Genomic DNA, 23,620 nt, shown 5'->3' with positions numbered 1-23,620 from the left:
CGATCCATGCTGCTCATCCCCTGCCCGTGGTGCGGGCCCCGCGACGAGGCCGAGTTCCACTACGGCGGCCAGGCCCACGTGCCGTACCCGGAGGACCCGGCGTCCCTCTCCGACGAGGACTGGGCGCGCTACCTGTTCTTCCGCGACAACCCGAGGGGCCCCTTCGCCGAACGCTGGAGCCACGCGTCGGGCTGCCGCCGCTGGTTCAACGCGGTACGGGACACGTCGACGAACGAGATCCTGGCGGCATACCGACCGGGCGAACAGCGCCCGGCACCGGCCGAGCCAAGACCATGGGTCCCGGCCCACCCGACACCAGCCGAGCCGAGCCCGAGGGCGTCAGCCTCTTCGGGGCCGAAGCGGGGGTCTGGGGGCGTGGCCCCCAGTGGGGTCGATGGGGCGAAGCCCCTTCAGGACGGGACGGGTAGGGGCGGCGGGGGCGAGAACCAGCCGTTCCGCCACGCGACCCGCGGCCGAATCAACCGCCACACCCCCCTCACCTTCACCTTCGACGGCACCCGATACCAGGGCTACCAGGGCGACACCCTGGCCTCCGCCCTCCTCGCCAACGGCGTCATCCAGACCGGCACCAGCATCAGACTCGGCCGCCCCCGCGGCATCTTCTCGGCCGGCCCCGAAGAGCCCAACGCCGTCGTCCAGATCGAGGAACCCTTTCCGGAGCCGATGCTCCCCGCCACGACCGTGGAGCTCTGCGACGGCCTCGTCGCCACCAGCCTCCCCGGTCAGGGCCGCCTCGCCACCACCCCCGACCCCGCCCGCTACGACGCCGTACACGCCCACTGCGACCTGCTGATCGTCGGAGCCGGCCCGGCCGGCCTCGCGGCAGCGGCCGCCGCCGCGCACAGCGGCGCCCGAGTCATCCTCGCCGACGACCAGCCGGAACCGGGCGGCAGCCTCCTCGGCACGGCGGAACACCTCGACTGGGTGGAGGAGACGAAGGAGCGGCTGGCCAGAGCCCCCGAGGTCCGCGTCCTGCCCCGCACCACCGTCTTCGGCCACTACGACGACAACCACCTCCTCGCCGTCGAACGCCGCACCCACCACCTCGGCGCCGACGCCCCCGACACGGTCTCCCGCGAACGCGTCCACCGCATCCGCGCCCGTCGAGTCGTCCTCGCCACCGGCGCCCACGAGCGCTCCCTGGCCTTCCCGGACAACGACCGTCCCGGAGTGATGCTCGCCGCCTCGGCCCGCACCCACGTCAACCGCCACGGCGCCCTGCCCGGCCGACACGCGGTGGTCTTCACCACGAACGACAGCGCATACGAGGCGGCGCTCGACCTCGCCTCGGCGGGCCTGTCCGTCACGGCGATCGTCGACGTCCGCCCCGCGCCGGGGGAGTGGGCCGAGCGCGCGAGGGCGGCCGGCATCGAGGTGCTGGCGGGCCACGCCGTCACCGGCACGGAGGGAGAGGCCCGCCTCACCGCCGTCACCGTCGCGCCGTACGGACAGACCGCCGGGCGGCGGTTCGCCGCCGACCTGCTGCTGGTCTCCGGCGGCTGGAACCCGGTGGCGCACCTGTTCAGCCAGTCGGGCGGCAGGCTCCGCTACGACGACGCGCTCGGCACCTTCGTCCCGGGCACCTGCCGGCAGGCGGTCGAGGTGGCGGGCAGCGCGAGCGGTGCCCTCGACCTGACCACGGTCCTGGCGCAGGGCGCCGCGGCCGGAGCCCGTGCCGTGGAGGCCGAGGGCTACACGTCCCGGACGCCCCGCCTCCCGGAGCCGCACGCGCAGCCGCAACAGTCGCCCCCGACGCACGTGTACGTCGTCCCGGGCGGCCCCGCCGACGTCCCCCGTTTCGTCGACCTCCAACGCGACGTCACCGTCGACGACCTGGCCCGCGCGACCGGCGCCGGCCTGCGCTCGGTCGAACACACCAAGCGCTACACCACGGCCGGCACCGCCAACGACCAGGGCAAGACCTCCGGAGTCCTGGCCGGCGGAGTCGTCGCCGAACTGCTCGGCGTGGACATCGCGGCGCTGGGTACGACCACGTTCCGCCCGCCGTACACGCCGGTCTCCTTCGCCGCCCTCGCGGGCCGCGACCGGGGCGCACTGAGCGACCCGGTCCGTACGACCGCCCTCCACGGCTGGCATGTCGCGCACGGCGCCCTGTTCGAGAACGTCGGCCAGTGGAAACGCCCTTGGTACTACCCCCGGGACGGCGAGGACATGGAGGCCGCCGTGCTGCGCGAGTGCGCCGCCACCCGCGAGAGCGTGGGCTTCATGGACGCCTCCACCCTTGGCAAGATCGACGTGCAGGGCCCGGACGCCGGCGTCTTCCTCGACCGGCTCTACACCAACATGATCAGCACTCTGAAGGTCGGCATGATCCGCTACGGCGTCATGTGCCGCCCCGACGGCATGGTCTTCGACGACGGCACGGTCATGCGCGTCGCCCAGGACCGCTTCCTGGTCACCACGACGACCGGCAACGCCGCCGCCGTACTGGACTGGATGGAGGAGTGGCTGCAGACGGAGTGGCCGGAGCTGAAGGTGCACTGCACCTCCGTGACCGAGCAGTGGGCCACGGTCGCCCTGGCCGGCCCGAAGTCCCGCGAGGTCCTCGGCTCGCTCGCGCCCGAACTGGCCCTGGCCAACGCGGACTTCCCCTTCATGGCCTGGCGCGAGACGACCGTCGCGGGCATCGCGGCCCGGGTCTGCCGGATCAGCTTCTCCGGCGAACTCGCCTACGAGATCAACGTGTCGCCGTGGCAGGCGCTCAGCCTGTGGGAGGCGCTGTACGAGGCGGGCGCCCCCTACGGCATCACCCCGTACGGCACGCAGACCATGCACGTCCTGCGGGCCGAGAAGGGTTACCCGATCATCGGCCAGGACACCGACGGCACGGTCACCCCCCAGGATCTCGGCATGAGTTGGGCGGTGTCGAAGAAGAAGCCGGACTTCATCGGCAAGCGGTCGCACGCCCGCCCCGACACCTCCCGGCCCGACCGCAAGCACCTGGTCGGCCTGCTCCCCGAGGACCCGGGCACGCTACTCCCGGAAGGCACCCATCTGGTCGCCGAGCGCGAACTGCCCGCCCCGCCCGTCCCGATGCTCGGCCATGTCACCTCCAGCTATCGCAGCGCCGCCCTCGGCCGGACCTTCGCGCTCGCCCTGATCAAGGGCGGCCGGGACCGCGTCGGCGAACGGCTGTACGCCCCCGTCGGCGACCAGTTGGTGCCGGTGACCGTCGCGGGCCCTGTCCTCTACGACCCCGAGGGAGCCCGCCGCGATGGCTGACACCGCACTCATCAGTCCTCTGTCGCACGCCACAGGCCGCCTGGCCGCCGCCACCCGCGGCTCCGCGGGCGCGATCCGGCTGGCCGAACTCCCCTTCCTGGCCCAGCTCGACGTGCGCCTCGACGCCAAGGGAGCCGCGGCGGAAGCCGTCGGCCTCGCCCTGGACCTGCAGCTGCCGCTCCAGCCGAACACCGTGGTCCGCGCGGGCGGGCTGACCGCGCTGTGGCTCGGCCCGGACGAGTGGCTGCTGGTGGGGCCACCGGGCAGCGAGCGGGATCTGGAGGCGCGGATCCGTCAGGCCGCGGGTGACGTGCCGATCGCCGTCACCGACGTCTCCGCGCAGCGCACCACGCTCCTCGTCTCCGGCCCCCGCGCCCGCGACCTCCTGGCCCACGGCTGCCCGCTGGACCTGCACCCCCGAGCCTTCGGCCCCGGCCGCTGCGCCCAGTCGACACTGGGCCGCACCCAGGTCGTCCTGGTCGCCAGGGACGAACCCAGGGCCGGGTTCTGGATCCTGGTCCGCTCGTCGTTCGCCGGCTACCTGACGGACTGGCTCCTCGACGCCGCGACCGAGTACGTTTCCCGGCCTGTGACCGGCCGTTCCTGACGTGGCGCATCGGCTTTACGAGACGTACGGCGGCACTCCGGCGGTCGGTGAGCGTGCTTACGGCAGGGCCGCCCGGATCTGCTGGAGGAGGACCGGGTAGTCCTCGCCGTACGTGACCACCGCCGCGAACACCGCGTCCAGGGCCGCCCGGAGCGGATCGGGTTCGGCGGCACCGGGGATCGCGGGAAGCGCCATGTGCGGCTGGGACATGGGCAGGGAGTCGTCCGGCGCTCCGTGGGTGACCAGGAGCCCGCCCGAGGCCCCTCGGACGCGGCGGGTGGGGAGCTGCGCCGCGGGTGACGTCACCATGGCGGCCGCCGGGCCCACGATCTGCTGTGCCGGGCTCTCGTGCTCGGGCCGGAAAGGTGGCCGCTCGGGTGGGACGGCCCGGCCCACGGTCCCGTCGGGCGCACCGGGGTCGTCGTACAGGGCCTGCCACATGCGGTCCCAGTCGTCGAAGGGCGGCGGCAGCGGGCGCCCTTCGTCCAGGGCGGCGAGTCCCGCGGCGACCCAGTCGAGTGCGGCGAGACCGGCCGCCTCGCAGGCACGGCGGGCCGCCAGTGCGGCCACCGCGCGCTGGGTGTCGGGCCCTGCCGCGTCGAGGGCGTGGACCAGGTCCGGATCGAACTCCAGGAGACCGCGCACGTTGCCCTGGACGCCGCGCAGGGCGTCGCTCGGGAGCCGGCCGCCCCACTCCCACCGCTCGTAGGCGAGCCGACGCTCACGGTCTTCCCGCTCCTGTGCCTCTCGGGCCAGGCGTTCGGCTTCGGCGCGTTCGGCCGGCGTGGGAGGGGCCGGCTGCTCGCGGGCGTACTCGTGCCAGTAGGAAGCGGTCTTGGAGGTTTGCTTCACGACGCGGTCCGGGGCGGGCGCGGCGGGCCAGAACTGCAAGAGGTAGGAGTCCTGTTGGGGTTCCTCGTCGAGCCGCGTGTCGAGTTCGTTCCCGGCGTCCATGCCTCTGGCGCAGTAGCGCACGCGGAAGTCGATCTCCTCCAGGTCCAGCTCCCAGGAGTCCTCGCCGCCCCACTCCACCAGCGAGCAGTCGGCCGAAAGGGGCCGGAAGGACACCTCCACGACGTCTTCCCACGCCGGGTCCAACGGCGGTTCCTCGTCATGCACCTCGACGGTGAAGCCGACATGGCCCGTGTGCAGGCCGGTCAGCAGGAACAGGGCACCCGGTACGGCCGCCCCGCACAACCCGGCCCGCTGCCCGGCGAACGAGTCCCCGAGATCCGTGCCGCAGCAGTCCGGATCGCTCTCCACGTAGATCTGCCCGTAGTGGACATGCACTTCCCCCTCGACAGGCCTGCGCACCACGACCCCCTCACTCTCCCGCGCCCCTGAACCGGGCGATCACCAGAAGACTAGGGCGGGGCACTGACAACGAGGCCCGGGTCAGGTCACCTGAGCGCCCGGCGCGCGGGAACCGCAGACGGGCTCCGGACACTCTGTGGGGGAGAGGCGTTGTGGCAGGGCCGCGCAGGCAGGGGGGTTGTGGTGAGCCAGTTGCTCTACGGCGAGCGGTCGTGGAATCCGCTGACACGTACGGAGCTGACCGACGGCGGGCTGCGCAGGGGCGGCAGGAGCATGCCGCTCGGGGAGCTGAACCTCGCCGCCATGGCGGACGCGTACCAGCGCGGGTACTGGCTCGGCGGCGGCGGGGCGGAACGCCCGCTCGGGTCGCTGCCGGACGGACCGGGGGCCGTCCCGGTGACCCGGATCACCGGGACCACCAGGCCCTGGAAGGTCCGGCAGGCGGCCGAGTTCGCCCGCACCCTGGGCGAGTTGGCGGTACGGCACTGCGGCGGCCCGGAGCACGTGGCCGCGCTGGCGGCCCAGGCCCGCGCCGAAGGCGTACCGCTGTGGATCGCGCGCCGGTTCGCCCAGGGGCCCGCCGGGCCGATCGCCGTCGCCGTGGACCGGAACCTGGTGCGGGTCGACGTTTGGGGGCCGCACGCTCCGGTCGTACGGATCCGCGCACCGTACGGCTTCCGGGGCGAGGGCTCCGATCCCGCGCAGGGGTTGCTGGTGACGGTCGGTGACGTCTCGGCCCAAGTGGTCCTCAAGCGGACGATCCGCAAGTCCAAGCGGCAGACGGAGATCCGACTGCCCGGACAGCACTGGGTGCTGCGGCGGGAGAACGCGAAGAGCTCGCGGCTGCTGCGGGACGACCGCCCGGTCGCCTTGCTGAGTCGCCCGCACGGCCGGCCGGTGCCCGAACCGGGCACGGTCCTGATACCGCTGTCCCCCGTACAGCACGAGAGCACCGACCCGCTGGACGCCGTCGTCGCCCACGCCTTCGCGGTCACCTTCGGTATCGGGGACACGACGGGCTCGGCCCGTTTCCGCAAGGAGCGGCGCCGGTCGCGGACCGCCGAGCCGATCGCCCCCGACGAGTGGTGGGACCGCCCTTGGTTCAGCAACCTGGGCCAGGGCCGCGAGGACAACGAATCCGGCGGTTCCGACGGCTGGGGCGCGGACGGCGGCGACGGCGGCGACTCCGGAGGCGGCGACGGGGGCGGCGGCGACGGCGGCGGAGGGGGCGGCGGCGACTAGGCCCCGGCTCCCGTGTCCCGCCGAGCCGCGGGACACGGGAGCGCCCGGACTACGCCGACCCGTCGGAGCGGCGGCGCATGAAGTACAGGGCGCCGGCGGCCAGGAGGAGGACAGCCGCGATGATGCCCGTCCAGGCGCCCGCCGACAGGCCGCTGTCCTCGTCCTCGGTCGCCGAGGCGGCGGGGGAGGACGAGGGGGTGGACGCGGCGGGAGTCGGGGTCGCGGTCGGCGAGGGGGACTCCGTCGCGCTCGGTGAGGGGCTGACCGGCTTCGCGCCGGGCGCCGCGGCCTCGAGCTGGAGCACGGGCGCCTCGTTGCCGTGCCCGTGTCCGTCGCCGCCGGACTCGCCCAGCTCGATCCAGCGGTCGACCTTGCCGTCGCTGTACGTCTGGAGTGTCTTGAACACCAGTTCCTTCGCGTCGGGCAGTTGGCGCACGACGACGGAGTGCGCGGCGTCCTCACCCACGGCGACGGCCGGGCCCTTGACGGTGTAATGGTCGTCCTCGGTGGTGAACTCCCAGCCGGTGGGCCCGTCGTCGTAGGTCACGTCCCCGGGAGCGATGCCCTTGGGCAGGACGATCCGCAGCTCGGTGATCCCGGCCGTGGCGGACTCGGACTCGGCGGTGAACTCGATACGGACGTTCTCGGCGAGGGCCTGGGCCTGTTCGGACTCGACCTCGACATGCGCGGCGGCGGTGCCGGCGCTGAGGAGGACGGCGGCGGTGGCCGTCAGGGCGGCGGCGGTGAGGGGCAGGCGCCGCGCGGTGGTGGTACGGAACATGTGAGTCTCCGGGCGTGGGGAAGAGCGGAGCGGACCAGCCGCCGCTCCGGTGCGGTCAGTTGGTGGGTGCGACTCCGCACCGGGGAGGACCCCGCCGTACCACCACGTCCGCGAGCACCGCCGTCTTCCGAGGCGGCGGTCCGGTCCGCGCCAGGACCGGTGCCGGTCCTACGGCCGTGAGGGGGGCCGTGCGCTCCGAGCCCAGCGCCCCCGCCGTGGCGATCCGCACCCGTACGGCGTCCACCGCCGAGGTCACACCGCGGGCCAGCGTCCAGCAGGCCGCGTCCGCGCGGTGCAGGAGCACGGCGACCAGGAGGGCGGCGACCGCGTGCGCGGCGGTCATCGCGGGGGAGACGTGCACCTGCTCGTGCCAGGGGCGGCCGGCCGCCGCGCCGTGGTGGGTGTGTCCGGCCGCGACCGGTCCGGCACGGTGCGCGTGCGCGGCCGACAGCCACAGGTGCAGCGCCGTCTGCGCGACGCCGCACGTGCCGACCACCGCGCCGAGCGAGCGCGGACGGCGCGCACCGGCGAGCGCGACGCCGAAGAGAACGACGGCGGCCGCGGCCGCCTGCCGCCACGGCACCGCGCCGTCGGCGGCCAGCTGGTGCGCGCTCACCCCGAGCGCGGTCCCGGCCACCGTGAACACCCCGGCCCGCGTCACGCGCAGCGGCGCGGGCCGCGACGGGGGACAGGGGCTGCTGGGCTGGTTCATGGCCCGCCCATCATGGGTCATGACCGGCCCGGACGGCAGGCGGCTCCCGCAAAGTCGGTGCCGGGGGTTCGAGGCGGCCGGGCCCCAGACGCGCCCGAGGCCGGGCCGCCAGAGTGAAGTGGACGTGTGTTAGGCCCGGCCGTGGCCAGGTTCACATGGCGTGGGCGGGGTGCGGCCGACACCATGGGGGCTCTCACCGGCAGGCGAAGGGATCACGAATGTTCCGCAAGGTGCTGGTCGCCAACCGTGGCGAGATCGCGATTCGGGCGTTTCGTGCGGGCTATGAGCTGGGCGCGCGCACCGTCGCCGTCTTCCCGCACGAGGACCGCAACTCATTGCACCGGCTGAAGGCCGACGAGGCATACGAGATCGGCGAGCCCGGGCACCCGGTGCGCGCCTATCTGTCCGTCGACGAGATCGTCGCCGCGGCCCAGCGCGCGGGCGCGGACGCCGTCTACCCCGGTTATGGATTCCTCTCCGAGAACCCCGAACTGGCCCGTGCCTGCGAGGCAGCGGGCATCACCTTCGTCGGCCCCGGCGCCGACATCCTGGAGCTGACCGGCAACAAGGCCCGCGCGGTGGCCGCCGCCCGCGAGGCCGGCGTGCCCGTGCTCGGTTCCTCCGCGCCCTCCAACGACGTCGACGAACTCGTCCGCGCCGCCGACGACATCGGCTTCCCCGTGTTCGTCAAGGCCGTCGCGGGCGGCGGCGGCCGCGGGATGCGGCGTGTCGAGGACCCCGCCCAGCTGCGGGAGTCGATCGAGGCCGCCTCCCGCGAGGCCGCCTCCGCCTTCGGCGACCCGACCGTCTTCCTGGAGAAGGCCGTCGTCGAGCCCCGGCACATCGAGGTGCAGATCCTCGCCGACGGCGACGGCAACGTCATCCACCTCTTCGAGCGGGACTGCTCGGTGCAGCGCCGCCACCAGAAGGTGATCGAGCTCGCCCCCGCCCCCAACCTCGACCCCGCCCTGCGCGACCGCATCTGCGCCGACGCCGTCCGCTTCGCCCGGCAGATCGGCTACCGCAACGCGGGCACCGTGGAGTTCCTCCTCGACCGCGAGGGCAACCACGTCTTCATCGAGATGAACCCGCGCATCCAGGTCGAGCACACGGTCACCGAGGAGGTCACCGACGTCGACCTCGTCCAGGCCCAGCTGCGCATCGCCGCCGGTGAGAGCCTCGCCGACCTCGGGCTCGCCCAGGAGACGGTCACCCTGCGCGGCGCGGCCCTGCAGTGCCGTATCACCACCGAGGACCCCGCCAACGGCTTCCGCCCCGACACCGGCCGGATCAGCGCCTACCGCTCACCGGGTGGCTCCGGCATCCGGCTGGACGGCGGCACCACCCACGCCGGCACCGAGATCAGCGCCCACTTCGACTCCATGCTGGTCAAGCTGACCTGCCGGGGGCGGGACTTCGCCGCCGCGGTGGGCCGGGCCCGGCGTGCCGTCGCCGAGTTCCGCATCCGCGGTGTCGCCACCAACATCCCCTTCCTGCAGGCGGTCCTGGACGACCCGGACTTCCAGGCGGGCCGGGTCACCACCTCCTTCATCGAGCAGCGCCCGCATCTGCTCACCGCCCGCCACTCCGCGGACCGCGGCACCAAGCTGCTGACCTACCTGGCCGACGTCACCGTCAACCGGCCGCACGGCGAACGGCCCGATCTGGCCGACCCGATGGGCAAGCTGCCCCCGGTACCAGAGGGGCTGCCTCCGGCGGGCTCCCGGCAGCGGCTCGTCGAGCTCGGCCCCGAGGGCTTCGCCCGCGCCCTGCGCGAGGCACCCACCATCGGCGTCACCGACACCACGTTCCGCGACGCCCACCAGTCACTGCTCGCCACCCGGGTCCGCACGAAGGACATGCTCGCCGTCGCCCCGGTCGTCGCCCGCACCCTGCCCGAGCTGCTCTCCCTGGAGTGCTGGGGCGGCGCGACCTACGACGTCGCCCTGCGGTTCCTCGCCGAGGACCCCTGGGAGCGGCTGGCCGCCCTGCGCGAGGCGGTGCCCAACATCTGCCTGCAGATGCTGCTGCGCGGCCGCAACACCGTCGGCTACACCCCGTACCCGACCGAGGTCACCGACGCCTTCGTGCAGGAGGCAGCGGCCACCGGCATCGACATCTTCCGCATCTTCGACGCCCTCAACGACGTCGACCAGATGCGTCCCGCCATCGACGCCGTACGCCAGACCGGGACCGCCGTCGCCGAGGTCGCCCTCTGCTACACCTCCGACCTGTCCGACCCGAACGAGCGGCTCTACACCCTCGACTACTACCTGCGCCTCGCGGAGCAGATCGTCGAAGCGGGCGCCCACGTCCTGGCCGTCAAGGACATGGCCGGACTGCTGCGGGCCCCGGCCGCCGCCACCCTCGTATCGGCGCTGCGCAGGGAGTTCGACCTGCCGGTGCACCTGCACACCCACGACACCGCGGGCGGCCAGCTCGCCACCTACCTCGCCGCCGTCCAGGCCGGCGCGGACGCCGTCGACGGAGCCGTGGCGTCCATGGCGGGCAGCACCTCGCAGCCGTCCCTGTCCGCGATCGTCGCCGCCACCGACCACTCCGCCCGCCCGACCGGCCTCGACATCCAGGCAATCGGCGACCTGGAGCCGTACTGGGAGAGCGTCCGCAAGGTCTACGCCCCCTTCGAGGCCGGCCTGCCCGCGCCGACCGGGCGCGTCTACCACCACGAGATCCCCGGCGGACAGCTGTCCAACCTGCGCACCCAGGCCATCGCGCTCGGTCTCGGCGACCGCTTCGAGGACATCGAGGCCATGTACGCCGCCGCCGACCGCATGCTGGGCCGACTGGTGAAGGTCACCCCGTCGTCGAAGGTCGTCGGCGACCTGGCGCTCCACCTGGTGGGCGCGGGCGTGTCCCCGGCCGACTTCGAGGCCGAGCCGGACCGCTTCGACATCCCCGACTCCGTCATCGGCTTCCTCCGCGGCGAACTCGGCACCCCTCCCGGCGGCTGGCCCGAGCCCTTCCGTACGAAGGCGCTGCGCGGCCGGGCCGAGGCCAAGCCGACCGCGGAACTGTCAGCCGACGACCGGGGGGCGCTGGTCAAGGACCGCCGGGCCACCCTCAACAGGCTGCTCTTCCCCGGCCCCACCCGAGAGTTCGAGGCACACCGCCAGAGCTACGGCGACACCAGCGTCCTGGACAGCAAGGACTTCTTCTACGGCCTGCGCCAGGCCAAGGAGTACGCCATCGACCTCGAACCCGGGGTGCGGCTGCTGATCGAGCTCCAGGCCGTCGGCGAGGCCGACGAGCGCGGCATGCGGACCGTGATGTCCTCGCTGAACGGCCAGTTGCGGCCCATCCAGGTCCGCGACCGGTCGGTGGCCTCGGACATCCCGGCCACCGAGAAGGCCGACCGCGCCAACCCCGGCCATGTGGCTGCCCCGTTCGCGGGCGTGGTGACCCTCGCCGTCGCCGAGGGCGACCAGGTGGCGGCCGGGGCGACGGTGGCGACGATCGAGGCGATGAAGATGGAGGCGTCGATCACGGCCGCCAAGGACGGCACGGTCTCGCGGCTCGCCGTGAACCGTATCCAGCAGGTCGAGGGCGGCGACCTGCTGGTGGAGATCGCCTAGTCCCGACGGCAGTACAGGAACAGGTGGGGCTCAGGCCCCGCTCCGGGGTGGTCCGGAGTGAAGACGGTGCTGTTCCGCGACAGCACCGTCAGCCCCGCCGCCTCCACCATGTACGTGAGGTCGTCCTCGGCGAAGCTGGTCGCGCGGACCGGGCGGCCCATGAAGACGACCTCGACGTCCTCCACGTCGGCCGGCACGGTGGCCAGGACGAGGTGCCCGCCGGGCTTGAGGGCCAGAGCGAGCCGCCGCATGAGGCTCGACTGTTCGGCGCGGGTCATCTGGAGCAGCGAGAAGAACACGCAGATGCCGTCGAAACGGTCCTCGTCCAGGGGCAGTTCGCGGATGTCGGCGTGGCGGAACTCGGCCTCGGGGACCTGGCGGGCGGCGAGTTCCACCATGACGGGGGAGACGTCTACGCCCAGCACCGAGTGCCCGGCCGCGGTGAGCAGCGCCGCGGTGGGCCGACCGGTTCCGCTGCCCACGTCCAGCGTCCGCGCGGCCGGCGGCAACCGCTCGCTCAGCCACTCCAGAGCGGCCAGATGCGCGGGGGCGTGCGCGAACGCCTTCTCGTAGTCGGCGCCCAGCACGTCGAACAGGGCGGCGGCGGGCGGACGTTGGTCCTCGTGCGTCACGGCTGGTCTCCCTTTCGCTCGTCGGCCCGCATCGTCGCACCCGGTGGACGCGGGCCACAACGACGGCCCGGTGCGCGTCCGCGTGCCCCGGGCAGGGGAGAATGAGGACCCAACCGACGGTCGAACCTTGCGGAGGAGCCGGGAGATGCAGCACGAGCGAGCGGGTCAGGTCGCCGGGCCCGAGGACCTCATCGATGTGGCCCGCCTGGTCACGGCGTACTACGCGCTGCACCCCGACCCGGCCGAGCCCGGGCAGCGGGTGGCGTTCGGCACCTCGGGCCACCGCGGCTCGGCGCTGGCGGCGGCCTTCAACGAGGACCACATCGCGGCCACCAGCCAGGCCATCTGCGAGTACCGCACCGCCCAGGGCACCGACGGCCCCCTGTTCCTCGGCGCGGACACCCACGCGCTGTCGGAGCCGGCCAGGGTCACGGCCCTGGAGGTGTTCGCGGCCAACGGAGTGACCGTCCTGATCGACGAGGCGGACGGTTACACGCCGACTCCGGCGGTCTCGCACGCCATCCTCACCCATAACCGCGGCCGCGCCTCGGGCCTGGCCGACGGTGTGGTGGTCACCCCCTCGCACAACCCGCCCGCCGACGGCGGCTTCAAGTACAACCCGCCGAGCGGCGGCCCGGCCGGCTCCGAGGCGACGTCCTGGATCCAGGACCGCGCCAACGAGATCATCACGGGCGGCATGAAGGACGTACGCCGGATCCCGTACTCCCGCGCCCTGACGGCTCCCGGCACCGGCCGCTACGACTTCCTCGGCACGTACGTGGCCGACCTGCCGCAGGTCCTGGACCTGGCGGCGATCCGGTCCGCCGGAGTGCGCATCGGCGCGGACCCGCTGGGCGGTGCCTCGGTGGCGTACTGGGGCCGGATCGCCGAGGAGCACGGCCTGGACCTGACGGTGGTGAACCCGCTCACCGACCCCACCTGGCGCTTCATGACGCTGGACTGGGACGGCAAGATCCGCATGGACTGCTCCTCGCCGTACGCCATGGCCTCGCTGATCGAACAGCGCGACCGCTTCGACATCGCGACGGGCAACGACGCCGACGCCGACCGCCACGGCATCGTCACGCCGGACGGGGGCCTGATGAACCCCAACCACTACCTGGCGGTGGCGATTTCGTACCTGTTCTCCCACCGGAGGGACTGGCCGGCGGGCGCGGGGGTCGGTAAGACCCTGGTCTCGTCCAGCATGATCGACCGGGTGGCGGCGGACGTGGACCGACGGCTGGTCGAGGTCCCGGTCGGCTTCAAGTGGTTCGTGGACGGCCTGTCCGACGGCACGCTCGGCTTCGGGGGCGAGGAGTCGGCGGGCGCGTCCTTCCTGCGCCGGGACGGCTCGGTGTGGACGACGGACAAGGACGGCATCATCCTGGCGCTGCTCGCCTCCGAGATCACGGCGGTGACGGGCAGGACGCCGTCCCAGCACTACGCGGGGTTGACGGACCGGTTCGGCGCCCCGGCGTACGCCCGCGTCGACGCCCCGGCGTCCCGCGAGGAGAAGGCCCTCCTCGCGAAGCTGTCCCCGCGACAGGTCACGGCCGACACGCTCGCCGGGGAACCGGTGACGTCGGTACTGACGGAAGCACCGGGCAACGGCGCGGCCCTCGGCGGCATCAAGGTGTCCACGGCCAACGCCTGGTTCGCGGCGCGGCCTTCGGGCACGGAGGACGTGTACAAGATCTACGGGGAGTCCTTCCTCGGGGCGGACCATCTGGCCCGGGTGCAGGAGGAGGCCCGGTCGGTGGTGCTCGGGGCACTGGGCGGCTGACGTGGACGACGCGGTCGTCTCGGCACTGATCGCGGCGGGGGCCGCGATCGGTGGCGGGGCGTTGACGGGGGTGTTCACCTTCGCCGCCGCCAAGCGCCAGGCGGAGGCCGCGTGGGCGGCGGGCGAGCGGCAGGCCGCGGCCGCGTGGGAGGCGGGCCGCCAACAGGCGGCCGCCGCCTGGGACGCGGGCCAACTCCAGGCGACGGCCCAACTCGACGTGGCCCGCCGAACGTTGACCGAACAGACGCTGGCGAATCAGCGGGCAGTGCGTCGGGCGGCGTATGTCACGTACCTCAGCCGGACCGACAGCGCCCATGTGGCCCTCACGGCTTGGCAGAACGCCATCGGCACCGGGGACGAGGCGGCGAGCAGGCGGGAGCACGACGTGGCGATGGCGGCGGTGGGGGAGGCGCTGAACGTCGTACGGCTGGAGGGGCCGGAGGCTGTGACTGCGGCGGCGGAGACTCTGCGCGGCACACTCGCCGCGGTGAGTCCCGGCAGCGGGTATGCCACCGCGCAGGAGGAGTTCTTGAACGCGGCGCGTAGGGCGCTCACTCCGGTCCCGTCCGCGTCGGGCGGATAAGATCCACAGTGCCCGAAATGATGGGGGATCCGGTGCAGCTGCAGGTGTCGTACGAGGGCCGAGCCGAGGACGTCACCGTTGTGCGGGTCGCGGGCGACGGACCCGGCGGCGTATTGGACGCCGACTCAGCCTCGCAGCTGCGTTCCGTACTGAGGGAGATCAGCGACGCCGGGCGGGTGGTTCTGGTCGTCGATCTGAGCGCCTTGGACGCCATCGGAAAGGCGGGCCTGCGTGTGGTGCTCGGTGCCCTGAAACGGGTGCACTGCCAGGGCGGCAGTCTCGTTATGGTTGTCGGCTGTCCGCAAACACGGCAGATCCTGGCCGAAACACGGCTGGACCCAGTCCTCCGTGTCCACGAGACCGTTTCCGGCGCCGTCGAGCAACTTGTCGCCGACTATGCCGAGACGAGTGCCGAAGACCGTCGCGCGGCCCTGGCGGAGCGTGCGAACCGTATCAAAGCTGCGGGCGGGCATTCCTATGAGCACGTCACCGAGGACGTCACCCTGGTCAGACTCGTGGGCGAGATGGACGTGTACACCACTCCGGACGCGCGCAAGCTGCTGGTCGACCTGGTGAACCACGGAAGGCGGTTCCTGGTTCTGGATCTGACGGCGATCGAATGGCTCGATTCGACAGGAATGGGGGTGCTGCTGGGCGCTGACAGACGCGTTCGCGCACACAACGGCGCGGTGGCGCTGGTCGTGTCGAGCGAGAGAATTCACAAGCAGTTGCGGATCACTGGATTCATCAAGATCTTTCCCACGTTCGCCACGGCGGACCGCGCAGTGGAGCACCTCGGCCGGAAGGCCAGGGAACATGCCTGACGGTGAGACCGGTACGCGCACCGCCGCCCAATGGGGTGCCGTACGCCTCGGAGTTCACCCCGCTCCGGGCCCGGACGGTTCCGTCGACCTGATGTTGCCGGACTACCTGCCTCGCCCGCACGACGAGACCCTGCGACAGCGGCTGACCCGTGCCGCGGCGACGAACGACGCCGTGTTCGTCCTGCTTGTGGGTCGTTCCTCAAGTGGCAAGACGCGTGCGGTCTATGAAGCCGTGGCGGCTGTGCTGCCTGACTGGCCCGTGCTGCACCCCGTTGACGCGGACGAGTTGATCGCGGAGGACGTCGGGCCCCGAACCGTGCTGTGGCTCGACGAAGCGCAGCGTTATCTGAGCGGTGCGACGGGCGAGGGCGCCGCCCGGCAGATCGGGCGGCTGCTCGACAAGGTGGCGCCGCTCGCCGTGGTGGGCACCATGTGGCCCGAGCACTTGCGGCGGTTCGCGGAGAGCCGTGACGAAGCCCCGCACGCCTGGGCGCTGTTGACGGGGCGGCACCCGACTGTCACGGTGCCCGACACGCTGCCGGGAGACTCCCCCGCCGTAGCGGCTGCGGCAGCCCGGGATCCGCGTATCGCGGCCGCGGTGCGGGCTGCAGGCGCCACCGACCGCGTCCTCCAACACCTCACCGGCGGACCCGAGTTGGTGCGCCGCTGGGACATGGGACCCGATCAGTGGTTCACGGCGCCCGAGCATGCCGTCCTTACCGCGGCCGTCGAAGCACGCCGGCTCGGCCATGCCGGCGCCGTACCGGCACGGCTGCTGATGGAGGCCGCCGTCGGGTTCATGGACTCCGGCGCCCGAGCCACCGCCGGCAAGGAGTGGTTCCCCGCCGCCGTCAGCGCGTTGACCGCCCCCGGACGCGGCCCGGCACCGCTGATCGCGGAACGGCACGGCCCCGGCGTCGGCGACCCCGACAGCTACCGCCCGGACGACTACGTGGAACAGCACATCCGCCGCGTCCGGGCGCATCGCGCACCGCCCGCCGAGTTCTGGACCGGCGCCGCCTGGGCCCGTACCCCCGATGACCTCTACGCCTTCGGTCGCGCCGCCGAACAGCGCCGTCGATACTCCTGCGCCGCGGCGCTGTACGAGAACGCCGTGCGGCAGGGCCACAGTCGCGCGCGTACCGCCTGGGCCGTCCTGCGCGAGACCACCGACGGTCCCGCCGCCGCCGAGGAGACCGCCGCCACGGACCCCGGCGCGTGGGCCGCGCTCGCCGTGTCCAGGGAGAACCTCGGGGACAGGCAAGCCGCCTACGACGCCTACCTGCGTGCGTCGGAGGCCGGAGACGCCTGGGCCTGGTCGGCCATGGCCCGGATCCGTGAAGAGGAGGGCGATCCGACCGCCGCCGACGCCGTCGCGGCCCTGGCCGCCCATGCCGGGCAGCCGCTCGCCTGGCGCACGCTCGGCCGGATGCGCGCGGCCCACGGCCCCGCCGCGGCCAAGGCGTTCGAGCAGGCCGTCAGCGTCGGCGACGGGTGGGGGCACATGGGGCTCGCGCAGGTCGCCGAGCGCGGCGGCGAGATCCCGGAAGCGGTGGAGCACGCCGGTCGGGCGGCCGCGGCGGGCGTCACCGCCGCCTGGGCGCTTCTCGTACGACTGCACTGGGCGCTCGGCGACCCCGCGTCCGCCGTGACCGCGGCCACCGCCGGCGCGGCTGCCGGGAACCCCGAGGGCTGGTCCCTGCTGGCTCAACTGCGGTACTCCGAAGGCGACTTGTCCGGGGCCGCCGCCGCGCACCGCGAGGCCGCCGCCCTCGGGGTGGGGGCCGCCTGGCGCGAACTCGCCCTGCTCGCCGAGTCGGAGGGCGACCTCCGCGCCGCCGAGGAAGCCGCCGCACAGGCCGTGCGCACCGGGGACCCCGAAGCATGGACCGCCCTGGCCGAAGCCCGTCAGGAACGCGGCGACGACACCGGCGCCGCGCATGCCGCGACGGAGGCCGCTCGTGCGGGCGACGTCGAGGCATGGATCAACCTGGCCCGCGCCCGGGAACGCGCCGGGGACACCGAAGGCGCGGAGACCGCCGCCGACCTCGCCGCCGACCGTGGCTCCCCGGCGGCCTGGGCCGCGCTGTCCCGGATGCGGGAACGGGCCGACGACCGGGACGGTTCCCGGCGCGCGGTGCTCAGGGCGAGCGCCCTGGGTGCCTACGACGCGTGGACGGCCCTGGGGCGCGTACGAGAGGCACGTGGTGACGTGGCCGCCGCCGAACGCGCCTACCTCCGCGGCTGCGAGGCCGGTGACACGGAGGCGTACGCCGCGCTGGGCGCCCTCTGCCTGGAGCAGGGCCGTACGGCCGACGCTTGCACCGCCTACCGCTCCGCCGTGGACGCCGGGCTCCCCGACGCGTGGGAAGGCCTCCTGTCGGCCCTGGCCGCCAAGGCGCCGCGCCCGGCATCGGCGCAGATGGTGGAGCGGCTGCGCAGGGAAGGACTTCCGCCGCAGGACTGAGAGGAGACTGGCATGGCCGCCACCTACGACGCGCTCGGTGCCCAGTACGGCCGCACTCGGCAGGCCGATCCCCGGATCGCCGCGCAGATCCACGCCGCACTCGGGGACGCCGCGGATGTGATCAACGTCGGTGCGGGGACGGGCTCCTACGAACCGGCGCGGACGGTTCTCGCGGTCGAGCCCAGCCGGGTCATGATCTCCCAGCGGCCGTCGGGGGCCGCCCCTGCCGTGCAGGGGGTCGCCGAGCACCTCCCCGTCCCGGACGACGCCGCCGACGCCGTCATGGCGCTGCTCACCGTCCACCACTGGAGCGACGTGCGGGCCGGGATCAGGGAACTGCGCAGGGTCGCCCGCCGCCGCGTCATCGTCCTGACCTGGGATCAGCGCCTCTTCCGTGAGCGGTTCTGGCTCGTGCGGGACTACCTTCCGGAGGCGGCCGACTTCGACGACACCCGCGCCGTCCCGACCGACGAGCTGATCGACCTGCTCGGCGGCGGACGCACGGAACCCGTCCGCGTCCCCCACAACTGCGCCGACGGGTTCGCCGCCGCGTACTGGCGCCGCCCCGACGCCTACCTGGACCCGCGGGTACGCGCGGGAATCTCCCTGCTGGCCCAGACCGGCGAGACCGTACTCGCACCGGGACTGGCCCGCCTCGCCGAGGACCTGATGACCGGACGCTGGCATGCCCGGCACCAAGACTTGCTGACCCTCGACGCGATCGACGTCGGATATCGACTGCTCGTGACCGATCTCGAGTCCAGGCCGCACTCTGATCCGTGACCGAGTCGCCTCACGGGCCCCGACGCCAGGGCCACCCCACGGCTCAGACCAGCGGCTCGAAGAACGGCCCGTCGGGGGCGAGGTGGTGAGCGTGGACGGTCATGTCCTCGCCCCTGAGATACGCCAGCAGCCAGTCGCCGAACGCCATCTCGTGGAGCACGAAGCCGAAGCTGTCCCACTCCTGCACGCCCACGGCCCAGGGCCCGGAAGGCTCGTCGGGTATGCGCAGGAAGATGTCCTCCGCGGTCGAGGTCGTCGCGACCGGCAGCAGTTCTCCGGGACCGGAACCCGGTGCGCTGGTCAGGAAATCCGCCGAACCCTCTTCGCGATAGAAGTCGAGCTGTTCCTTGATGTGGCCTCGCAGGTTCCTGACCGGATGGCCCGGGTGGTCCAGGTACACCTGCTTGTTGATCAGCACGGGACCGTAGGCGTCGGTGACGGCCCGGAAGTCGGAAGGGAACGACACTCCGAGATCCTCCTCCAACCGGACCCAGGGCTCCGGATCGGACCAGTTGAACCGGGGCTCACCCAGCAGTGCCGTGATGTCGTCGAGCGTCGCCATGCTTCCCCCATCGCCGAGTACCGCGCCGAAGACTACGGGGCGCCACTGACAACGGGCTCAGCCGAGCCGTAGCTGCATCAGCGTCAGATCGAACCAGCGGCCGAACTTGGTCCCGGCCTCCCGGACCCTGCCGACGTGCTCGAAGCCCCGACGCTCGTGCAGCCGCACCGACGCGGTGTTCCCCGACTCGATGCCGGCGATCATGCTGTGCTGCCCGGTGGCGCGGGCCGACTCGATCAGCGCGGTGAGCAGGGCGCCGCCGATGCCGAGACCGTGGTGCTCGTCGCGGACGTAGACGGAGTCCTCGACGGTGTGGCGGTAGCCCTCCAGGGCCCGCCACGGCGCGTACGCCGCGAAGCCCGCGATCTCTCCCGCCACCTCCGCCACCAGCGCCGAGCGCCGGTCGAGATGGTCGGCGAACCAGGCCCGGCCCTCGGCGGGGGAGTGCGGCACCTGGGTCCACAGCGCGGTCGAGTGCTCGACGGCGTGGTTGCGGATCGCCACCACGGCCTCGGTGTCCTCCGGCCGGGCCGCGCGGACCGTCACGCCTCCTCGCGTCTCGTATATTGGAATCATGTCCAATATGATAGATCCTCTGGTCGAGCGGATCGCCACCCGGATCCGGGTGGAGCGCGAGCGGCGCCGATGGACGCTCGCCCAGCTCGCGGACGCCTCCGGCGTGTCCCGGGCGATGATCAACCGGATCGAGCGCGGCGAGAGCAACCCCACGGCCGTCGTGCTGGGCAAACTGTCCGCGGCCTTCCAGCTCAGCGTGGCCTCCCTGCTCGCCGTGGCCGAGGAGGTCCCCGTCGAGGAAGGGCCCCAGGGCGTACGGCGGCGGGGCGACGACGTCGAGTGGACCGACCCCGAGACCGGCTACCGGCGGCGCCAGATCACCTCGCCGCGCTTCCCCGCCGAGATCGCCGAGATCCATCTGCCGCCCGGGGCGCGTGTTCCGTACCCCGCGGCCGCCTTCGCCTTCCTCCACCAGCTCGTCTGGGTGCAGGAGGGGTTCCTCACCTTCCACGACGGTGACAGCGTGCACGAGCTCGGGCCCGGGGACGTCATCGAACTCGGTGATCCCGCCCCGCGCGTCTTCGTCAACTCCGGTGCCACCGCGTGCCGTTACGCCGTAGTCCTGAGCCGGACCAGCCGCCCGTGACCGCGATACCCGGCCCGGCCGCGACCCAGCCCCTCCGCCGCGGCACCACCGCCCTGCTCGCCGCCCTGGCCGGCACCGCGACAGCCGACAACTACACCCTCCAGCCCGCCCTCAGCGTCGTCGCCGGCGACCTGGACGTCCCGCTCTCCGCCATCAGCCTCGTCCCGTCCGCCGCGCTGGCCGGCTCCATGACCGGCTTCGCCCTGCTGCTGCCCCTCGCCGACCGCGTCGCCCCCCACCGCCTGGTCGCCGCCCACTTCACCGCCCTCGCCGCCGGCCTCCTCCTCGCCGCCACCGCGTCCGACGCGGCCGTGCTGGTGGCCGCGCATCTCCTCATCGGCGCCGCCGCCTCGGTCGCCGCCCAGGCGAGCGTCATCGCGGGACGCCTGGCCGAGCCCGGCCGACGCGGAGCCGCCGTCGCCCTGGTGGCCACCGGCCTGTCCGCGGGCATCCTGCTCAGCCGCCTGGTCGGCGGTGCCCTCACCGACCTCCTCGGCTGGCGCGCGATGCTCCTGGTCTGCGCCGCCCTGGCCCTGCTCGGCGCCGGTACGGCCGCGACGCTGCTGCCCCGCACCCGGCCCGACGCCCGCGCCTCCTACCGCGCCGCCCTCGCCGCGCTGCCCCGCCTCCCCCTGCGCGAGGCGAGGCTCCGGCGCGCGATCGCCACCGGGGGCCTGTGGTACTTCGCCTTCACCCTGCTCTGGCTCGGCCTCGCCCTTTCCCTCGCCCGGCCGCCGCACTCCCTCGACCCCACCGCCATCGGACTGTTCGGCCTGGCCGGACTGCTCGGCTTCGCCGTACTGCCCTTCACCGGACGTCTCGTCGACCGTCGCAGCCCGCACACCGTGATGACCGCCGCCGTCACCGCCGCCGCGAGCGGCACGCTGCTCATCGCACTCGCCCCGGACAGCGTCCTCGCCATCGCCGCGGGGCTCGCCGTGTTCGACGCGGGCTGCTTCGTCGCCCAGGCCGCCAACCAGAGCCTCGTCATCGGCATCGACCCCGCCGATTCCGGCAGCCTGAGCGGCACGTACCTCGTCTCGTACTTCGCGGTCGGTGCCGTGGGCACCGCGCTCGCCGGGCCGCTGGTCGACGGCATCGGCATGCGCGGCACCACGCTCGTCGCCGTGGGCGCGCTGGCCGGGGCGGCACTCCTGGCAGGCGCCGCCGAACCCCTCGTACGAGTGAGACAGAAAAGGTAGAGCCGGGGCAAGGCCGGGAAACTCCGGAAGAATCCTGATTACGAGTCGGCGTCAGGAGACACCCGTGGAGTACTACGACCTCGGCCCGCACGGCCGGACCGTGACCACCGCATCGCCCGAGGCGCAGCTCTGGTTCGACCGCGGGCTGACCTGGACGTACGCCTTCCATCACGAGGAGGCCGCCGAGTGCTTCCAGCGAGCCGCCGCAGCCGACCCCGACTGCGCCATGGCCCACTGGGGGCTCGCCTACGCGCTCGGCCCGAACTACAACAAACCCTGGGAGTTCTTCGACGAGCGGGACCTGGTCCGGACCGTCGAGCGCACCCACAACGCCGTCGAGGCCGCCCACGCCAAGGCCGCCGGCTGCACCCCCGTGGAACAGGCCCTCATCGGCGCCCTGCGCGCCCGCTACCCGCAGGCGAAGGCCGTCGAGGACTGCTCGGTGTGGAACGCGCCCTACGCCGACGCCATGCGCGCCGTCCACCGGCTCGCCCCCGACGACCCGGACCTGGCGACCCTGTACGCCGACGCGCTGATGAACCTCACGCCCTGGCAGCTGTGGGACCTGCGGACCGGCGAGCCGGCCGAGGGCGCCCGGACCGTGGAGGCGAGGGAGGTGCTGGAGCGGGTCGTCGACTCCCCGCAGGGCCGGCTGCACCCGGGCGTCCTGCACATGTACATCCACCTGATGGAGATGTCCCCGACGCCCGAGGTGGCCCTGACGGCCGCGGACCGGCTGCGCGGGCTCGTGCCCGCCGCCGGGCACCTGCACCACATGCCCTCGCACCTGGAAGTGCTGTGCGGGGACTACCGGCGGGTGGTCTCGGACAACACGATCGCGATCCTCGCCGACGAGAAGGTCCGCGAGCGCTCCGGCGCGATGAACTTCTACACCCTGTACCGCGCGCACAACTACCACTTCAGGATCTACGGCGCGATGTTCCTCGGCCAGTCGCGGGTCGCGCTGGAGACCGCCGACCAGTTGGAGGCGGCGGTACCGGAGGACCTGCTGCGGGTGGAGAGCCCGCCGATGGCCGACTGGCTGGAGGCGTTCCTCGCCATGCGGGTCCACGTGCTGATCCGCTTCGGACGCTGGCCGGACATCCTCGAACTGCCGCTGCCCGCCGACCCCGAGCTGTACTCCATGACGACCGCGATGCTCCATTACGCCCGTGGCGTCGCCCTCTCCGCCCTGGGCCGTGTTCCCGAGGCCGAGGCGGAACAGCGGCTGTTCCAGGAGGCGGTCACCCGGGTGCCGGAGACCCGGATGCTGTTCAACAACACGTGCGCCGACATCCTCGCCATCGCCGCGGCCATGCGGGAGGGCGAACTGGAGTACCGCAAGGGCCGGTTCGAGGCCGCCTTCGCCGCGCTGGAACGCTCGATCGAGCTCGACGACAACCTCCCCTACGACGAACCCTGGGGCTGGATGCAGCCCGCCCGGCACGCCTACGGCGCCCTCCTGCTGGAACAGGGCCGGGTCCCGGAGGCCGAGGCGGTCTACCGGGCCGACCTGGGCCTGGACGGCACCCTCCCACGGGCCTGCCAGCACCCCGGCAACGTGTGGGCGCTGCACGGACTCCACGAGTGCCTGATGCGGCAGGGCAAGGACGCGGAGGCGGGCATCATCGCCCAACAGCTGCGCATCGCGGCCGCGTTGGCGGACGTGCCGATCGAGTCGTCGTGCTTCTGCCGCGTGGAGAGGTCGGAGAACTCGGAGAAGTCCGCGAAGGGGGACTGCTGCTCGGGCGATTAGATGGGTGTTGTCCCCGATGGTCGGGGTCCTTCCGGGCGTGGCACGGTGACGTCGTACCGGCGAAACCGTCGCCGCCCCGGACGAAGGAGGGCCGCCCATCCACCCCCGCAAGGCCGCCAGCATCCCGAAGCTCAACCGGCCGAACTTCCCCCGGCTGAAGACCCACCGGCCCGAGCCCCACCGGTCGAAAGCCCACTGGTCCGAGCCCCACCGGCCGGAAGCTCATTCGCCCGAGGCCCATCGGCTGGAGGCCCACGGGCTTACGGCGCACCGGCCCGAGGCTCATCGGTCGGGAGCCCACCGGCCCGAGATCCGCCGGCCGGACCGCCCAGGTCGCCGCGGTGCTCCAC

General features: G+C 73.1%; 18 protein-coding genes and 1 pseudogene. 13 read left to right on the top strand and 6 right to left on the bottom strand.

Annotated elements, in window-relative coordinates:
• Positions 1–6: 6 nt before the first annotated feature.
• Together ACWDRW_RS27070 and ACWDRW_RS27065 are read left to right on the top strand one after the other, a co-directional pair.
• Positions 7–3,264 carry a sarcosine oxidase subunit delta family protein gene (locus tag ACWDRW_RS27070; protein ID WP_451726732.1) on the top strand — a complete coding sequence of 1,086 codons (3,258 nt, stop codon included), beginning with the start codon at positions 7–9 and terminating at the stop codon, positions 3,262–3,264.
• Positions 3,257–3,871: a sarcosine oxidase subunit gamma gene (locus tag ACWDRW_RS27065; protein ID WP_451726730.1), complete on the top strand. Its 615-nt coding sequence runs from the start codon at positions 3,257–3,259 to the stop codon at positions 3,869–3,871. Before ACWDRW_RS27070 ends, ACWDRW_RS27065 begins: the two co-directional genes overlap by 8 nt.
• Positions 3,872–3,928: 57 nt before the next feature.
• On the opposite strand, the gene ACWDRW_RS27060 is transcribed toward ACWDRW_RS27065, so the two are convergent.
• A complete protein-coding gene (locus ACWDRW_RS27060; RefSeq protein ID WP_451726728.1) occupies positions 3,929–5,188 on the bottom strand; it encodes a hypothetical protein in 1,260 nt (419 codons plus the stop codon).
• Between the two features lie 180 nt (positions 5,189–5,368).
• Here ACWDRW_RS27060 and ACWDRW_RS27055 point away from each other — a divergent pair, with 180 nt between their 5' ends.
• A complete protein-coding gene (locus ACWDRW_RS27055; protein ID WP_451726726.1) occupies positions 5,369–6,427 on the top strand; it encodes a hypothetical protein in 1,059 nt (352 codons plus the stop codon).
• 49 nt (positions 6,428–6,476) lie between these two features.
• Here ACWDRW_RS27055 and ACWDRW_RS27050 read toward each other — a convergent pair whose 3' ends face one another.
• Together ACWDRW_RS27050 and ACWDRW_RS27045 are read right to left on the bottom strand one after the other, a co-directional pair.
• Entirely contained in the window at positions 6,477–7,208 is a 732-nt protein-coding gene (locus ACWDRW_RS27050; RefSeq protein ID WP_451726724.1) for a DUF1775 domain-containing protein, read from the bottom strand.
• A gap of 55 nt (positions 7,209–7,263) precedes the next feature.
• On the bottom strand, positions 7,264–7,920 hold the full coding sequence (locus ACWDRW_RS27045) for a hypothetical protein (RefSeq protein WP_451726722.1): 657 nt from the start codon (positions 7,918–7,920) through the stop codon (positions 7,264–7,266).
• Positions 7,921–8,138: 218 nt separating this feature from the next.
• On the opposite strand from ACWDRW_RS27045, the gene ACWDRW_RS27040 reads away from it, so the two are divergent.
• Positions 8,139–11,513, top strand: a complete 3,375-nt coding sequence (locus ACWDRW_RS27040) for a pyruvate carboxylase (protein WP_451726720.1) — start codon at positions 8,139–8,141, stop codon at positions 11,511–11,513.
• Here ACWDRW_RS27040 and ACWDRW_RS27035 read toward each other — a convergent pair.
• Positions 11,510–12,145 (bottom strand): class I SAM-dependent methyltransferase, encoded by a 636-nt coding sequence (locus ACWDRW_RS27035; RefSeq protein ID WP_451726718.1) that lies wholly within the window; start codon positions 12,143–12,145, stop codon positions 11,510–11,512. The two genes, ACWDRW_RS27040 and ACWDRW_RS27035, sit on opposite strands and share 4 nt — an antisense overlap.
• Positions 12,146–12,290: 145 nt before the next feature.
• Here ACWDRW_RS27035 and pgm point away from each other — a divergent pair, with 145 nt between their 5' ends.
• The 6 genes and pseudogenes from pgm (at position 12,291) to ACWDRW_RS27005 (ending at position 18,588) form a co-directional block, all read left to right on the top strand.
• A complete protein-coding gene (gene pgm / locus ACWDRW_RS27030) occupies positions 12,291–13,931 on the top strand; it encodes a phosphoglucomutase (alpha-D-glucose-1,6-bisphosphate-dependent) (protein WP_451726716.1) in 1,641 nt (546 codons plus the stop codon).
• Between the two features lies 1 nt (position 13,932).
• A complete protein-coding gene (locus ACWDRW_RS27025; protein WP_451726714.1) occupies positions 13,933–14,514 on the top strand; it encodes a hypothetical protein in 582 nt (193 codons plus the stop codon).
• A gap of 17 nt (positions 14,515–14,531) precedes the next feature.
• Positions 14,532–14,873 (top strand): annotated as a pseudogene (locus ACWDRW_RS27020) (STAS domain-containing protein); the annotation flags it as partial.
• 93 nt (positions 14,874–14,966) lie between these two features.
• Positions 14,967–15,338 carry an STAS domain-containing protein gene (locus ACWDRW_RS27015; protein ID WP_451726906.1) on the top strand — a complete coding sequence of 124 codons (372 nt, stop codon included), beginning with the start codon at positions 14,967–14,969 and terminating at the stop codon, positions 15,336–15,338.
• The gene (locus ACWDRW_RS27010; RefSeq protein WP_451726712.1) at positions 15,331–17,805 is read left to right on the top strand and encodes a tetratricopeptide repeat protein; all 2,475 of its coding nucleotides are present in this window, start codon (positions 15,331–15,333) and stop codon (positions 17,803–17,805) included. Before ACWDRW_RS27015 ends, ACWDRW_RS27010 begins: the two co-directional genes overlap by 8 nt.
• Positions 17,806–17,817: 12 nt before the next feature.
• A complete protein-coding gene (locus ACWDRW_RS27005; RefSeq protein WP_451726710.1) occupies positions 17,818–18,588 on the top strand; it encodes a class I SAM-dependent methyltransferase in 771 nt (256 codons plus the stop codon).
• 43 nt (positions 18,589–18,631) lie between these two features.
• Here the strand turns inward: ACWDRW_RS27005 and ACWDRW_RS27000 are convergent, their stop codons facing one another.
• Positions 18,632–19,150, bottom strand: a complete 519-nt coding sequence (locus ACWDRW_RS27000) for an SMI1/KNR4 family protein (RefSeq protein ID WP_451726708.1) — start codon at positions 19,148–19,150, stop codon at positions 18,632–18,634.
• A 57-nt stretch (positions 19,151–19,207) separates the two neighbouring features.
• Complete coding sequence (locus ACWDRW_RS26995; RefSeq protein ID WP_451726706.1) at positions 19,208–19,726, bottom strand: N-acetyltransferase family protein; 519 nt, start codon at positions 19,724–19,726, stop codon at positions 19,208–19,210.
• Positions 19,727–19,733: 7 nt separating this feature from the next.
• Between ACWDRW_RS26995 and ACWDRW_RS26990 the strand changes: the two genes are divergently transcribed.
• The 3 genes from ACWDRW_RS26990 to ACWDRW_RS26980 all read left to right on the top strand — a co-directional run bounded on the left by ACWDRW_RS26990 (position 19,734) and on the right by ACWDRW_RS26980 (position 23,270).
• Positions 19,734–20,312 carry a helix-turn-helix domain-containing protein gene (locus ACWDRW_RS26990; RefSeq protein ID WP_451726903.1) on the top strand — a complete coding sequence of 193 codons (579 nt, stop codon included), beginning with the start codon at positions 19,734–19,736 and terminating at the stop codon, positions 20,310–20,312.
• On the top strand, positions 20,309–21,514 hold the full coding sequence (locus ACWDRW_RS26985; RefSeq protein WP_451726704.1) for an MFS transporter: 1,206 nt from the start codon (positions 20,309–20,311) through the stop codon (positions 21,512–21,514). Before ACWDRW_RS26990 ends, ACWDRW_RS26985 begins: the two co-directional genes overlap by 4 nt.
• 64 nt (positions 21,515–21,578) lie before the next feature.
• Positions 21,579–23,270 carry a hypothetical protein gene (locus ACWDRW_RS26980; protein WP_451726702.1) on the top strand — a complete coding sequence of 564 codons (1,692 nt, stop codon included), beginning with the start codon at positions 21,579–21,581 and terminating at the stop codon, positions 23,268–23,270.
• Positions 23,271–23,620 lie beyond the last annotated feature (350 nt).

The organism is Streptomyces sp. NPDC003635 (assembly GCF_053587635.1).
Note: the sequence above shows the minus strand (reverse complement) of the source record. Positions and strands in the feature narration are given on the sequence as shown.

Coding starts and splice junctions, on each gene's coding strand:
- pgm (WP_451726716.1), top strand. CDS start 12,291: ATGCAGCACGAGCGAGCGGGTCAGGTCGCCGGGCCCGAGGACCTCATC.
- ACWDRW_RS27005 (WP_451726710.1), top strand. CDS start 17,818: ATGGCCGCCACCTACGACGCGCTCGGTGCCCAGTACGGCCGCACTCGG.
- ACWDRW_RS27010 (WP_451726712.1), top strand. CDS start 15,331: ATGCCTGACGGTGAGACCGGTACGCGCACCGCCGCCCAATGGGGTGCC.
- ACWDRW_RS26995 (WP_451726706.1), bottom strand. CDS start 19,726: ATGATTCCAATATACGAGACGCGAGGAGGCGTGACGGTCCGCGCGGCC.
- ACWDRW_RS26990 (WP_451726903.1), top strand. CDS start 19,734: ATGATAGATCCTCTGGTCGAGCGGATCGCCACCCGGATCCGGGTGGAG.
- ACWDRW_RS27045 (WP_451726722.1), bottom strand. CDS start 7,920: ATGAACCAGCCCAGCAGCCCCTGTCCCCCGTCGCGGCCCGCGCCGCTG.
- ACWDRW_RS27040 (WP_451726720.1), top strand. CDS start 8,139: ATGTTCCGCAAGGTGCTGGTCGCCAACCGTGGCGAGATCGCGATTCGG.
- ACWDRW_RS27000 (WP_451726708.1), bottom strand. CDS start 19,150: ATGGCGACGCTCGACGACATCACGGCACTGCTGGGTGAGCCCCGGTTC.
- ACWDRW_RS27070 (WP_451726732.1), top strand. CDS start 7: ATGCTGCTCATCCCCTGCCCGTGGTGCGGGCCCCGCGACGAGGCCGAG.
- ACWDRW_RS27050 (WP_451726724.1), bottom strand. CDS start 7,208: ATGTTCCGTACCACCACCGCGCGGCGCCTGCCCCTCACCGCCGCCGCC.
- ACWDRW_RS27065 (WP_451726730.1), top strand. CDS start 3,257: ATGGCTGACACCGCACTCATCAGTCCTCTGTCGCACGCCACAGGCCGC.